The sequence below is a fragment of the Thermomonospora echinospora genome, assembly GCF_900108175.1.
Classification (GTDB): domain Bacteria; phylum Actinomycetota; class Actinomycetes; order Streptosporangiales; family Streptosporangiaceae; genus Thermomonospora; species Thermomonospora echinospora.
In genome coordinates this window covers 34,437-46,317 of record NZ_FNVO01000035.1, presented here as the reverse complement: position 1 = coordinate 46,317, position 11,881 = coordinate 34,437, and the positions used below count along the sequence as shown (strand labels likewise).

The following is an 11,881-nucleotide window of genomic DNA, read 5'->3' as shown; positions in this document are numbered from 1 at the left end:
AATATCGGTGAGCCACAGCCGGTCGGGGCCGGCGACGTCGAAGTGGCGCTGCACCAGGTCCTCCTCCGTCGCGGCGTTCACCAGGTCGCGGCGCCCTCGCCGCCGGTAGACGCCCTGCAGCCCGGCCCGGCGCATCAGCCGCTCCACCCGCTTGCGGTTCACCTGCTCGCCCAGCCCGAGCGCCGGCTCGGCATGTACCCGTGGCGAGCCATGGCTGCCGCGCGATTCTGCATGGATTTCGCGGATCATCTTCGCCGGTTCCTTGTTGCGCAGAGCACGCGGTGATTCGGGCCGCCCGAGCCAGTCGTAGTATCCCGAGGTGGAGACGTTCAATACCCGGCAGGCCACCGCGACCGGGATTGAGTCGGCGGCGAGTTCACGGACCAGCGAGTAGATTACTTTGGGAAGACGTTTTCGCGGGCGAAGTAGGCGGCGGCCCGCTTGAAGATCTCGTTTTCGGTCTCCAGCTGCCGGTTACGGCGCCGCAGTTCGGCCAGTTCCTTCTTCTCAGTGCTCGTCAGCCGACCGGACTCGCCGCTTTGGCCGTCATCGGCGTCGGCCTGGCTGACCCGGTTCTGCAGACAGGAACGGCTGATTCCCAGGTCCTTGGCGAGCTGGACGAGCGGTTTGTCACCCTGGCGCGCCAGCTCGACGGCGCGGCGGCGGAACTCGGGTGGGTGCGGTGAGGGCATGGCGGACATCCTTCCTGATGATCACAGGTGACCTCAGGTCAGCAGTCCGTGCTACAGGGGGAAGCTCATCCTAGAGGCGATCGGTGTCGAGGGCGATGTCCAGGACGTCGGCCATGGTGCGGATCATGTGCTGGACGCCGATCTCGTTGCGGCCGATGAGCATGTGGTCGTGCTGGCCGTTGCGGACGCCGTCGCCGCAGCTGGGCAGCATGAGGAAGTCCTCGTCGCGGACGGCGGCGTGGACCTGTTCGTACACGTCCTGGTACATGGCCGTGGTCACCTCGTCCGTGGCGGGGGTGACGCCCATCCAGCTGTGCCGCACGGTGCAGGTGGTCGGCGCGTCGTGGGGGAGCATGTCGATGATCTCCACACCGACCATGCTGTTGGCCAGGATGAGGTTGGGATAGATCCAGTAGATGATGCCCATGTTCGCGCTCGGGGTGCGGTCGGGCCGCGTCGCTTCGCCGGGGGCGTCGGCGAGGGCGGTGATCCAGTTGAAGGGGAAGCCCATCCGGTGGTGCCGGCCGAAGGTGTCGTGGATCGAGGTGTCGGCCAGGGTGTTCTGGCCGATGACGCTCTCGCCGTGGACGAAGGGGAAGTGGTAGCCCTCCGCGAAGGCCTCCAGCGCGCCCTTCCAGCTCACACCTGAGGTGAACTCCCGGGCCGTCAGGTAGCCGTAGTCCTGGTACCTCCACTGGGCGAGCTCGGCGTCCAGCGGGCCGAGGTGGGCGTCCAGGTCCAGCGGGGCGCCGGCGGTCAGCACCGCCCACACGAACCCGTGGCGCTCCTGCGAGGGGAGTTCGACCAGGCCGTAGCGGCTCTTGTCCAGGTTCGGGAAGCCGGCCCGGCCGGGGAACGAGGCCAGGCAGCCCTTGGAGTCGTAGGACCAGGCGTGGTACGGGCAGGTGAAGCGGCGCGCGACGCCCTCACCTTCGGCGGGACGGGCGCCGCGATGGCGGCAGTAGTTGAGGAAGACGTGCGCCTTGCCGTCGGCGTCCCGGGTGACCAGCAGCGAACTGCCCAGGACCGTGCGGACGAAATAGGCGTGCGGCTCGGTGAGCTGCGCGCTCTGCCCGATGGCGAGCGGGGTGGTCTTGAGCAGCGCGAGCTCGCGCTCGTACAGGGCGGGATCGCGGTAGTACGACAGCGGCACCGCCAGGGTGCTGTCGGCCATCTCCGTCGTCTTGCGCACGGCGATGTCCAGGGCGCGGTCGGTCAGCGATTCGTCCAGCGGCGCGGCGGAGCGGCCGGGGGGCACGGCGATGTCCGTCATAAAACGACCATACATATAATGGTAGTCGTCTAGTCAAGAGCGCTCGGCGGCCCTGTGCGCGGACCGGGGCCGATCGCGGCCCCTTAGGATCGCAGGGATCCGTCCGGGAACGACGGCAGGTGGATCGGAGGCGGCGCGCGATGGCCAGGACGCATGGATGGCGCGGTGACCAGCCGGGCGACGACGTCGAGGCCCGAGGCCGGATCATCGAGGCGACGATGCGGTGCATCGACCGGTACGGGGCCAAGACCCGCCTGGCCGACGTCGCCAAGGAACTCGGCGTCACCCGGCAAACCGTCTACTTCTACTTCGCCGGCACTGAGGAACTACTCGTGGCCGCCGCCCAGCACGCCGTCGGCGACTTCCTGGACCGGCTCGCCGCCCACGTCGCCCCCATCAGCGGCGACGCCGAAATCCTGGCCGAGGGCATGCTCCATACGATCCAAGAACTGCCAAACGATCCGTACCTCGGGATCCTGCTGGCCAGCGGCCATACCGGCACCTTCACCCAGAGCATCACCTCGCCCACCGCGATGGCGCTCGGCCGCATGATCCTCACCCGCTTCGACATCGACTGGACCGCCCGCGATTACACCGCCACCGACCTGGACGAACTCGTCGAACTCATGCTCCGGCTGCTGCAGTCCTTCGTCATAGACCCCGGCCATCCGCCCCGGTCGCCGGAGGAGTTCCGCGCCTACCTCCGCCGCTGGTTCAGCAGACTTCTCCACTCCCCCTCGCCCGCCACAGCGGACGGCGGCTGACCCCGCCCCGGCCCCGCACGCATGGCCGGTGTGCCCTTCCCGCGTCTCGGTCGCGACCGCGAGCCCGCCACCGGCGCTCGCACCGGCCGCACCCCGCGCGCTCCTCGACTACGCCCGGCCCGGGGACACCGTGCACTTCTCCGAGATGTTCCGCCTCGTACGCGGCACCGGGCACATCCTCGACGTGCTCGACGTCCTGCACCGCGACCGGCTCGCCCTGCGCATCCACGACGGCGCGTTCTCCGCCATGGACCTCACCGCCCGCCACCCGCGCACCGGAGAACTACTGTCCACCGTGAAGTTCATGGCGCAGACCCTCGCCGCCGCCGGCGAACTCCAGCGCGACCTCCAGCGCGAACTGACCTACGACGGACTGCGCGCCGCCAAGGCCAAGGGCAGCAAGGGCGGACGCCGCCCCGCCGTCCCGGCCGACAAGACCGGCGACGTCCGCACCGCGTACCTGGAAGGCCGCTCCATCGCCGCCTAGCCCGCGACCACGACGTCAGCCGCGGCGCGATCCGCACCGCCGTCGCCGACCTCCTGCCCGACCACACCGCCATCGAGGAGGACGCCCCCGCTCCGGAGCTGCCGGTCACCCTCGACATGCCGGGCAAGGTCGCCGGTTTCCCCCGCGCGACCGACCTGGAGCCCGCCGAGCGGGCTGCGCTCGACCAGGGGGTGACCGTACGGCGCGGCCAGGGCTACACCCTGCGCGTCAGCGCCGTCCCCGCCGTGCACCGCCAACTCCTCACCCGCTGCGAGCCGCTCGACGGTGGCCAGGGCATCCCGGCGGTCCTGGCCTAGCGCAAGGCCCGCCGCGAGTACGAGAACCGGATCAGCACCCTCCCACCCTGACCATGATCGTTCTCAGCGCCAACCGCTGGACGATTACGCGAGCTCACCAGCATCAACCCCGGACTCCTAGCTCTTGGTGCGTCGATCTCTTATGAGCCCGGTTGGTGGTCACACCCGCTCGAGAAGTTCCTTGGCGTACCGGTAGTTCGCGTTGTCGATGAAGATGTCTCCGAGCATGACCGAACCACGCCCTTCGGCGGCAGCTTCTTCATAGGCCGACACCACGCGTCGGGCGCCGTCGATCTCGTCGGGCGATGGCCCGAACACCTCGTTCAGTGTGCCGATCTGGCGTGGGTGGATGCAGGAGGCGCCGGTGCTGCCGATGGCCCGCGACGTGGCGGCCAGTGCGCGGAACTGATCGATGTCGGTGAAGGAGACGATGAGTCCGGCGAGCCCCAGCGGTGTGCGGCCGGCCGCCTTTGTCGCCTGGACGACTTCGGTGAAGGCGTGCGTGACTGCTGTGCTGTCAGGGGAGGCCCTGAGGTCCAGGCAGAGGTCGCCGATTCCGGTGGATGCCGCGATGACGCGAGTACTGGCGTCGACGATCTCATCGACCCGACGCACTCCGCGGGCGGATTCAATGAGCGGAATGACCTTCGTCGGCGCACCAGCTGTGTCTCCTTCTAGCTCGCACAGTGCTTGGTCGACGGTGCGGATCATGCCGGCGTCGTCGCTCTTGGGGATGATCACGCCGTCAACACCAGCCTGCACGGCTGCCTCCAGGTCGGGGATCATGGCGGTCCACGGGCGGTTGACCCTGACCAGCACGGCCGCCGTGCCCTGACGCAAGGCCGCCACGGCGCCCGACAACTGTTCCCTTGCGGCAGCCTTGTGCTCGGCTGGGACAGCGTCTTCCAGGTCGAGGATCACGGCATCTGCGCTGGAGGACACGGCGCTGCGGACGAACCGGTCGCGGTTGGCCGGGACATAGAGCAGCGACCGCCACACCGCGTTCCCTACGGGATCAGGCATCGCCGGCCTCCGTCGCCTTCTTGCCGAGGACGCCGCGGGCGACGAGATCGCGCATCGCCTCTTCAGACACGCCGATCTCGGCGAGCACTTCGTCGTTGTGCTCTCCCAGCCTCGGCGCTGGCCGACGTAGACCCGAGGGTGTTGCGGACATGCGGGGAACGACGTTGTGCATGGCGATCGTTTCCGGTTCTCCATCGCGCCCGGGGACATCGACGTAGACCTCACGGGCGAGGAAGTGGGGGTCCTGGCGGGCATCCGCCATGGACAGCACGGGTGCGATCGTGACGCCCTGGTCGCGCAAGACCTCCAGCACCTGGGCCGAGGTACGGTTCTCGATCCACCGTCCGATGATCGCATTGATCTCGTCCCGGTGATCAAGTCGGGCCTGGTATCCGCTGTACCGCGGGTCGTCGAGAACGTCGGGTTCACCGATCGCGGCGAACAGGCTCTTCACGATCCTCTCTGCTCCTGCGGACAGCGCCAGCCACTTGTCGTCCGAGGTCCGGAAGACGCCCTTGACGGATGAGGCGCGAGTGCCTTCCCCACGCGTCGGCAGGTGGCCGAGCTGGTCGAGCAACGCGTCGGGGCCCATGATCGAGGCCAAGGGTTCGAACAGGGACACGTCGATGGTCTGACCGGGGCCCCCGCCTCGTGCATGGAGCACAGCGGCGACTGTCGCCGTCGCGGCATAGAGGCCAGCCACCATGTCGGCGAGCGCCGTCGGAGGCGGCGCCGGAGGCCGGTCGGCGAAACCGTTGCGATGCATGAACCCGGACACGGCCTCGGCCAGGGTGCCGAATCCGGGCATCTGGCAGTAGGGCCCGGTTTGGCCCCACCCCGAGATGCGAGTGATCACCAGCCGCGGGTTCGCTTCCAGCAGCACGTCGGGGCCGAGGCCCAGCTTCTCCAAGGTGCCAGGTCGGAAGTTCTCCAGCAGCGCATCGGCGTTCTGTATCAGGTCGAGGAGGATCCGGCGGCCATCCTCGGACTTGAGGTTGAGGCTGACCGACCGCTTGTTGCGGTTGTAGACGGTCCAGAAAGCTGCGACTCCTGCGATGCGGCCGCCACGCAGTTCGTCACCGCCGTCAGGCCGTTCGATCTTGATCACGTCGGCGCCGAGGTCGGCCAGCACCATGCCGCAGTGCCCGCCTGAGACGAGGCGGCTCAGGTCCAGCACGCGGCAGCCCTCGAGCGGGCCGACGGCGGCGGGGTCGAAGGGCCGGGGAAGAAGGGCGCTCATCGGCTGGTCTCCAGTGATGTCGGGTCGACGATGGCGAGGGGACGGACGGGTGATCCGGTGGCGCCGACGAGGCGCAGCGGGATCATCAGGAACCAGAACTCCGCGGCGCCGTGTTCGGCCAGTTCCTCGAGGTTGAGCACCTCGATGATGTGGATGCCGCGTTGGACCAGCAGGATGTGATGGGCAGGCATCTGTGAGTGTCCGAGACCGGGCAGGATCTGGTCGAAGGCGATGGTGTCTGAGCCGACTGCCCGCACACCGTGGTTGGCGAGCCATTCGGCGGCGGGGCCGGTCACCCCCGGCGCGCCTTCGCGGTGCCCTATATAGGTTTCAGACTCGTGGTAGACCTGCGGCCACCCGGTTCTCACGAGGACGACGTCACCGGGTTCGATAGGCGTCGTTCCGGCGGCGGCCTGAAGGTCGTCGACGGTGACGCCGTAGCCCGCCAGGAGTCGTCCCTGGCCGAGGACGCGGGGGATGTCCAGTAGCCGACCCCGGCACAGCGTCGGCGGGATGGTCTCTGCGCCCAGCTGCCGGTGGCGGCCACCTACGCTGTTGGCAACGGCGTCGATGCCTCCGTGCAGTTGGCCGTGGGCGGCGACGTGGGCCAGGGCGTCGACGTGGGTCCCCACGTGACCACCGAAGGTGATGATCTCGTTCGATCCTGAGCCGGCGCCCCGCATCAGGTCGCCATGTCGGCGCATCAGCGCCATGTGGAACCCGGGATGGCTGGGCGAGCACGGCATGCCGTTCTCGAGCGGCTGGGACAGGTCGAAGGCCTGGACTGATCGTCCGAGAAGGGCGCCGAGCGCCGCCTGTGTCTCCTCAAGCATGGGAGAGCTCCTCAGTAAGGGTGGGCACGGCCGTGGCCGAGGCGTGGGGGAAGAGCCGCGCCCGCTCGGGGGCGAAGCGCAGCCTCACCGGGCCCGGTTCCCACCGCTCGCGTGAGGCGACGCTCAGCTTCTGTCCGCCGCAGTCGATGATGTAGCGGTAGGAGGAGCCGACGAAGGTGCGGGAGGCCAGCGTCCCTTGCAGGGTTGCGTGGTCGGCGGCGTTGGTGTCGGAGAACAGCTCCACGTCCTCAGGACGGATCATCACCAGCACGTCACCGGCGAGACTGTCCGCTCCCACGGAGACCGTCTGTCCACTGTCCTGGAGCCGGACCTGGGTGAGGCCACCAGCGGTGCCGAGGACCGTGCCGGCCAGGAGGTTGGCAGATCCGAGGAACGACGCCACGAAGGGCGAAGCCGGCCGTTGGTAGATCTCCTCCGGAGTTCCGACCTGCTCGATGTGCCCGTCGTTCATCACGATGACCCGGTCGCTGAGCGCCAACGCTTCGTCCTGGTCGTGCGTGACGAAGATGGTGGTCAGACCGACCGACGTCTGGAACTCCTTGAGCCAGATCCGCGCCTGCTCCCGCAGTTTCGCATCGAGGTTGGACAGCGGCTCATCCAGCAGCAGGACGCCCGGACCGTAGGTGATCGCACGTGCGAGCGCCACCCGCTGCTGCTGTCCGCCCGACAGCTGGTGCGGATACCGCTCCGCCAAAGCTGCCAGTTCGACCATGGCGAGTGCCTCTTGCACCCGTTTGGCGATCTCCGCCTTGCCGACCTTGCGCAGACGCAATGGGTAGGCGACGTTGTCGGCCACCGACATGTGCGGCCAGATGGCGTAGGACTGGAAGACGACGCCGCAGTTGCGCCGCTCCGGGGGCCGGTCGATGGACCGCTGGCTGTCGAAGAGGACGTCGGCCCCGCAGGTGATCGATCCCCGCGTCGGCTGTACCAGTCCGGCGATCGACATCAGGGTGGTGGTCTTCCCGCATCCACTGGGTCCGAGCAGGGTCAGGAACTCGCCCTCACGGGCGGTGAAGGAGATATCGTCGATGGCGGTCTTTGCGGCGTAGTCGAGGCCGAGCGCCGACACGTTGATTTCAGGCATGAAGCTTCACTCCCCAGGCCAGACGCCCGATCGTTACCGCGAACGCAGTGATGGCGATTTGGATGATCCCGAGGGCGGCGACTGGTCCGGCGAAGCCTGCCGCCCACTGCTTGAGCATGGTGACGCCGAGCACCTCGTTGCCGGTGGTCACGAGGAACACCGCAGGGTCGTAGTCGTTGAGGATCGAGACGAACATCAAGATGAGGGAGCCAGCGAGAGCTGGCCGCAGCAGCGGGACGACGATCGTTCGGCATGTCTTGAACCAGGTGGCGCCGCTGGTACGGGCTGCGGCATCCAGTTCGGTGCTGATCGCCAACAGGCTGGACTGGATCGCGGCGTAGCCGATGGCCGTGTTGCGCACGATGAAGGCCAGCATGATGCCCCACACGGTCGTTCGCAGTGGCTCCAACGGCGTCAGAAGGACGAAGCTCCAAAAGATCCCGACGCCGACCACGATGCCCGGCAGAGCACGCGGGTAGAACAGGATCGGCGTGAGCGTCGAGCGCAGGCGGAACCGTGACCGGTGGGCGACCAGCGCAGCGGTCGCCAGCCCTGTTGTTGCAAGCACCGACCCGACCACGCCGATCAGGAGGCTGTTGGTGATCGAGCGGAACAACGAGTCGTTGGTGAAGACCGTCTCGAAGTGTCGGCTCGTCAGGACGTCCCAGGGTGATACCGCCGGCGTGAAGATGTAGGTGACCGATGTCATCACGAGGCCGACCACGGGCAGGACGATCGCCACCACCACGTAGCTGCTGATGAGGATGGCCAGCGGCCACCGCAGGGGACCCAGGTGGAGGCGGCGAGTGGCCGTGGCCTTGCCGGCCGCGGTCGCGTAGCGGCTGGCGTCTCCCTCGACCCGGGTCCGCAGCCACAGCAGGATCGTCACGAGCAGCAGGAGGCCCGAGGCTGCCGCAGAAACCGTTCCCTGTCGCGCGGGATCGGTGGTCCACGTCCGGTAGAGGTAGGTCGATAGGGTATCGATGTCGACCGGGCCTCCGAGGATCAACGGCAGTCCGAGCGTCTCGAAGGCGATCATCACGATCAGGATCGCTGCCGTGAGCAGGGCGGGGCGCAGCATCGGCAGGGTGATGGTCCACAGCACCCGGAGGGGACGGGCACCTGCGGTGAGCGCCGCGCTCTCGATGGAGGTGTCGAGAGAGGACAGGCGAGCACGGACCATCAGGTAGACAAGCGGGACAGACTTCTCGAGGGTGACGATCGCCATGCCGGGCAGGGAGTACAGGTTCCACGGCGTGGAGCCGAAGTGCTCGGCCACCCAGGTCGAGACGAAGCCGCTGGGCGAGTACATGGTGACCCAGCCGAGGGTCACGCCGAGCCCAGGGAACAGCAGGGGCGCGACAAGCACGACGCCGAAGAAGCGCTGCATCGGCAGATCGGTGCGTGCGACCAGCACCGCAAGACCAGCACCGATCAACACCCCGGGCACCGCCGCCATCAACGCGAAGAGTGCCGTGTTGCGCAGCGCCGACCAGAAGGCCGGATCTTCGCCAAGGGCGCCGAAGTTGTCCAGGGTCAGCACACCGCCGGACTCGTACAGAGGCCGGTCGACGAACCCGGCATAGACGACGGGCACGATCGGACCGAAGATCAGCACGACGACCAGCAGCCAGGTGCCCCACTGGATCAGCCGGTCCGTCCGCGCGGCACCACTGTGCCGGCCACGACGCGGACGGAGCGATGTCGAGAGCGTCACTTGCCCCGAGCCTTCTCCAGCCGAGCGACGAAGTCCGGCTTCTCAGTCCGCATCGTCTCCTCCAGAGGAACCATCAAGATGTTGTCCTGGCCGACCTCGTCCACGACGGTCTTGACGGCGAAGTCGCCACAGGTGTCCGCGACGTCGTCACGAACGGCGGTCAGCCCGCTGGAACAGGCAACCGTCTGACCAGGCGCCGAGAGAAGGTAGTCCTGGAGCAGGGCGGCGGCGCTGGGGTGAGCGGCGCCCTGGACCACGGCGGAGTAGCGGGGCACCACGGTGGTGCCGTCCTTCTCGTAGCTCCAGCCGACGATGGAGTCGAGTCCGCCGGGCTTGAGCAGGCCACGGACCAACCCAGACTGGAAGTAGCCGGCGACGTACTCGCCCTGCGCAATCTTCTGGGTCATCGAGCCGCCGTTGAGCTCGTACCGTGTCGCGGGGGCCAACTGGTCGTACAGGGTCCAAGCATCGCCGCGCTGCTCAGCGAACGTCCACATCTGCGCATAGCCGTTCTCGCTGTCGATGTCGTACGTCGCGAGCTTGCCCGGTTTGTCGTCGGCCATGGCCGCGACGTCGGCGAGCGACTCAGGCGGGTTGTCGCCGACGGCCGCCTTGTTGTAGACGATGATCGACGGGTCCGCGGAGATCGCGTAGACCCCCGGTCGAGGATTGGCATAGTCCGGCAGATCAGCGTCGAACACCGAATCGCGTGCCTCGAGGGTGTCCGCCAGGTCGAACAGCGTGCTCGGCGAGCTGTCGATCACCAGGTCAGCCGTGGCTGCCCCGGACTTCTGCTCCGAGCGCAGCCGCTGGACCAGTTCCGGGCCGTTGAGGCTTACCGGCGAGATCTTGATCCCGGGATAGGCCTTCTTGAACTTGGGGATCAGCGCGTCCCAAAGCTCGTCCGGCGAGTTGGTGTAAACCACGACCTCACCCTCTGCCTCGGCCTTAGAGACCGTGTCGGCCGAGATCTCGGAAGGCCGAGACGTGTCGGCGACGATCTTCGGCTCGCCCCCTCCGTTGCTGCAAGCGGACAGCATCAGCGCAGCAGACAGGGCGGTCGCTGCGCCTCGGGAAACCAACCTCATGTGCTTCGACCTCTCCTTGTGGAGCCCCGGCCAGAGACATGACGCACGTCACACCGGGGGTCGCAGTGGACCCTATGCCACGTCGATGCCTTTTGCAATAGCATCGATGGAACCTCTGCTTCATGCTGTTGCGATCTATGCTTGCTCCGACCACCAGGAGGAAAGGTGCAAGATCAGCTCAGTGGCCTCGATTCGACATCGCTGGCTGAACGCGCGTACCGACGCCTGCGAGACCTGATCGTCGAAGGTGCGCTTGCGCCGGGGGAGCGGGTGACCGAACGCGGGCTTGCGGAGCGGCTCTCTGTGAGCCCCACTCCGGTCCGCGAGGCCATCAAGCGCCTTGAGGCCGACGGCCTCCTCGAACGCAAGAGCCCGCGGACCGTCTGCGTTGCTGCAAGCGTGAGTGGCACCCCGCAGCAACTGGCTGAGGTGGAGGTCGCCCTCCGCGGCTTGGTGGCACGGCTGGCGGCCGTCCACGCGACCGACGCCGACATCGCGCATCTGACTCGACTACTCGACGCAGCCGAAGACCAGACCCGGCTCTATGCTGCCCGCGTGGCCGAAGGCCTGCCCATCGACGGACACGCCGAAAACCTGTACGCCAGCGTGCAACAGTTCAACGCCGCCGTACTAGCCAGCACCCACAATCCCGTTCTGATCCGGCTCTTCGAGCAGACACGCGCTCTTTCAAGCGTCGAACGTCGCAAGCGCTCAGTGGACCGCTTGCGCAAGGATCCCACCTTCGGTCGTTCGCGATGGGAGAGCCACCGCAGCACCCTCGACGCCATCCGCGCCCACGACCCCGAACGCGCTGAACGCATAGCAATCGAACGCGCACAGAGTGCGATGCGCGACCTCGCCGGAAACCTCCCCGGGGACGACTGAGTCCATTGGGTGGAGGAGTTCTGGCAGGCGGAGCCGAGCCAGTGAGCTGTTTCCAACCTCAGTTGGTGTGATGGTGCAGGGCCAGGATGACCTGGACGATGGTGGTGATCCGGGCTGGTGAGCAGCGGGCCTTGCGGAGGACGTGCCAGTCCTTGAGGGTGGCGGCGCCCTGTTCGCCGAGGGCGCGGACCTGGGCGTGGTGCCGGTTGAACAGCCTCTTGCGTGTGCCGAGCCTGCGGTGCTTGCGGCGCTTGAACGGGGTACCGATGGCGCCTCCTGCGCCGCAGTACGTCTAATGAGCAGGTAGGCCCGGCCCCGTGGTTGGCGGTGGAGACCTGGCGAGTAGGCGGCGCTGGTAGCGCTGCGACAAGAGCGGTCTATCCGTGTTCAGGCCATGGCGGGGTCGGGTCCTTGGTATTCGTGGCTTGAGCCGCTCGCGGAGTCGCCTCTTGCG

Annotated in this window: 14 protein-coding genes; 4 read left to right on the top strand and 10 right to left on the bottom strand. The window is 67.6% G+C overall.

All coding sequences use genetic code 11. The annotated features are described in order from the left end of the window. From C4U03_RS37325 to C4U03_RS37315, 3 genes are all read right to left on the bottom strand, one after another. Nucleotides 1-249: IS3 family transposase (locus C4U03_RS37325; protein ID WP_146087669.1), on the bottom strand; the 249-nt coding region annotated here is incomplete at its 3' end. Nucleotides 250-395: 146 nt separating this feature from the next. Beyond that, nucleotides 396-692, bottom strand: a complete 297-nt coding sequence (locus C4U03_RS37320; protein WP_160147228.1) for a transposase — start codon at nt 690-692, stop codon at nt 396-398. A gap of 70 nt (nt 693-762) precedes the next feature. After that, nucleotides 763-1,965 (bottom strand): aromatic ring-hydroxylating oxygenase subunit alpha, encoded by a 1,203-nt coding sequence (locus C4U03_RS37315; RefSeq protein ID WP_103944519.1) that lies wholly within the window; start codon nt 1,963-1,965, stop codon nt 763-765. A gap of 140 nt (nt 1,966-2,105) precedes the next feature. Between C4U03_RS37315 and C4U03_RS37310 the strand changes: the two genes are divergently transcribed. The 3 genes from C4U03_RS37310 (at nt 2,106) to C4U03_RS41520 (ending at nt 3,533) form a co-directional block, all read left to right on the top strand. Continuing rightward, entirely contained in the window at nt 2,106-2,729 is a 624-nt protein-coding gene (locus C4U03_RS37310) for a TetR/AcrR family transcriptional regulator (RefSeq protein WP_103944518.1), read from the top strand. Between the two features lie 28 nt (nt 2,730-2,757). Next, nucleotides 2,758-3,216, top strand: coding sequence for a recombinase family protein (locus C4U03_RS41525; protein WP_200827729.1), 459 nt, complete (start codon nt 2,758-2,760; stop codon nt 3,214-3,216). A 116-nt stretch (nt 3,217-3,332) separates the two neighbouring features. After that, a complete protein-coding gene (locus tag C4U03_RS41520) occupies nt 3,333-3,533 on the top strand; it encodes a hypothetical protein (RefSeq protein ID WP_200827728.1) in 201 nt (66 codons plus the stop codon). Nucleotides 3,534-3,692: 159 nt separating this feature from the next. Here the strand turns inward: C4U03_RS41520 and C4U03_RS37300 are convergent, their stop codons facing one another. Genes C4U03_RS37300 through C4U03_RS37275 form a run of 6 tightly spaced genes read right to left on the bottom strand, consistent with a single transcriptional unit; the run spans nt 3,693 to nt 10,542 of the window. Next, the gene (locus C4U03_RS37300; protein WP_103944517.1) at nt 3,693-4,556 is read right to left on the bottom strand and encodes an HpcH/HpaI aldolase/citrate lyase family protein; all 864 of its coding nucleotides are present in this window, start codon (nt 4,554-4,556) and stop codon (nt 3,693-3,695) included. Continuing rightward, a complete protein-coding gene (locus C4U03_RS37295; protein WP_103944516.1) occupies nt 4,549-5,796 on the bottom strand; it encodes a CaiB/BaiF CoA transferase family protein in 1,248 nt (415 codons plus the stop codon). Before C4U03_RS37295 ends, C4U03_RS37300 begins: the two co-directional genes overlap by 8 nt. Continuing rightward, nucleotides 5,793-6,629 carry a cyclase family protein gene (locus tag C4U03_RS37290; RefSeq protein WP_103944515.1) on the bottom strand — a complete coding sequence of 279 codons (837 nt, stop codon included), beginning with the start codon at nt 6,627-6,629 and terminating at the stop codon, nt 5,793-5,795. Before C4U03_RS37290 ends, C4U03_RS37295 begins: the two co-directional genes overlap by 4 nt. Further along, complete coding sequence (locus C4U03_RS37285) at nt 6,622-7,737, bottom strand: ABC transporter ATP-binding protein (protein ID WP_103944514.1); 1,116 nt, start codon at nt 7,735-7,737, stop codon at nt 6,622-6,624. The genes C4U03_RS37290 and C4U03_RS37285 overlap by 8 nt, the downstream gene beginning before the upstream one ends. Further along, nucleotides 7,730-9,454 carry an ABC transporter permease gene (locus C4U03_RS37280; protein WP_103944513.1) on the bottom strand — a complete coding sequence of 575 codons (1,725 nt, stop codon included), beginning with the start codon at nt 9,452-9,454 and terminating at the stop codon, nt 7,730-7,732. The genes C4U03_RS37285 and C4U03_RS37280 overlap by 8 nt, the downstream gene beginning before the upstream one ends. Then, nucleotides 9,451-10,542: an extracellular solute-binding protein gene (locus C4U03_RS37275; protein ID WP_103944512.1), complete on the bottom strand. Its 1,092-nt coding sequence runs from the start codon at nt 10,540-10,542 to the stop codon at nt 9,451-9,453. The genes C4U03_RS37280 and C4U03_RS37275 overlap by 4 nt, the downstream gene beginning before the upstream one ends. Nucleotides 10,543-10,707: 165 nt before the next feature. Between C4U03_RS37275 and C4U03_RS37270 the strand changes: the two genes are divergently transcribed. Further along, the gene (locus C4U03_RS37270; RefSeq protein WP_103944511.1) at nt 10,708-11,427 is read left to right on the top strand and encodes a GntR family transcriptional regulator; all 720 of its coding nucleotides are present in this window, start codon (nt 10,708-10,710) and stop codon (nt 11,425-11,427) included. A 58-nt stretch (nt 11,428-11,485) separates the two neighbouring features. On the opposite strand, the gene C4U03_RS43110 is transcribed toward C4U03_RS37270, so the two are convergent. Then, nucleotides 11,486-11,695 (bottom strand): transposase family protein, encoded by a 210-nt coding sequence (locus C4U03_RS43110; RefSeq protein WP_103944524.1) that lies wholly within the window; start codon nt 11,693-11,695, stop codon nt 11,486-11,488. Between the last annotated feature and the right edge of the window lie 186 nt (nt 11,696-11,881).

What these genes read in the sequence shown, in the direction of transcription:
- C4U03_RS37320 (WP_160147228.1), bottom strand. Translation starts at nt 692, where the DNA reads ATGCCCTCACCGCACCCACCCGAGTTCCGCCGCCGCGCCGTCGAGCTG.
- C4U03_RS37315 (WP_103944519.1), bottom strand. Translation starts at nt 1,965, where the DNA reads ATGACGGACATCGCCGTGCCCCCCGGCCGCTCCGCCGCGCCGCTGGAC.
- C4U03_RS37310 (WP_103944518.1), top strand. Translation starts at nt 2,106, where the DNA reads ATGGCCAGGACGCATGGATGGCGCGGTGACCAGCCGGGCGACGACGTC.
- C4U03_RS41520 (WP_200827728.1), top strand. Translation starts at nt 3,333, where the DNA reads ATGCCGGGCAAGGTCGCCGGTTTCCCCCGCGCGACCGACCTGGAGCCC.
- C4U03_RS37300 (WP_103944517.1), bottom strand. Translation starts at nt 4,556, where the DNA reads ATGCCTGATCCCGTAGGGAACGCGGTGTGGCGGTCGCTGCTCTATGTC.
- C4U03_RS37295 (WP_103944516.1), bottom strand. Translation starts at nt 5,796, where the DNA reads ATGAGCGCCCTTCTTCCCCGGCCCTTCGACCCCGCCGCCGTCGGCCCG.
- C4U03_RS37290 (WP_103944515.1), bottom strand. Translation starts at nt 6,629, where the DNA reads ATGCTTGAGGAGACACAGGCGGCGCTCGGCGCCCTTCTCGGACGATCA.
- C4U03_RS37285 (WP_103944514.1), bottom strand. Translation starts at nt 7,737, where the DNA reads ATGCCTGAAATCAACGTGTCGGCGCTCGGCCTCGACTACGCCGCAAAG.
- C4U03_RS37275 (WP_103944512.1), bottom strand. Translation starts at nt 10,542, where the DNA reads ATGAGGTTGGTTTCCCGAGGCGCAGCGACCGCCCTGTCTGCTGCGCTG.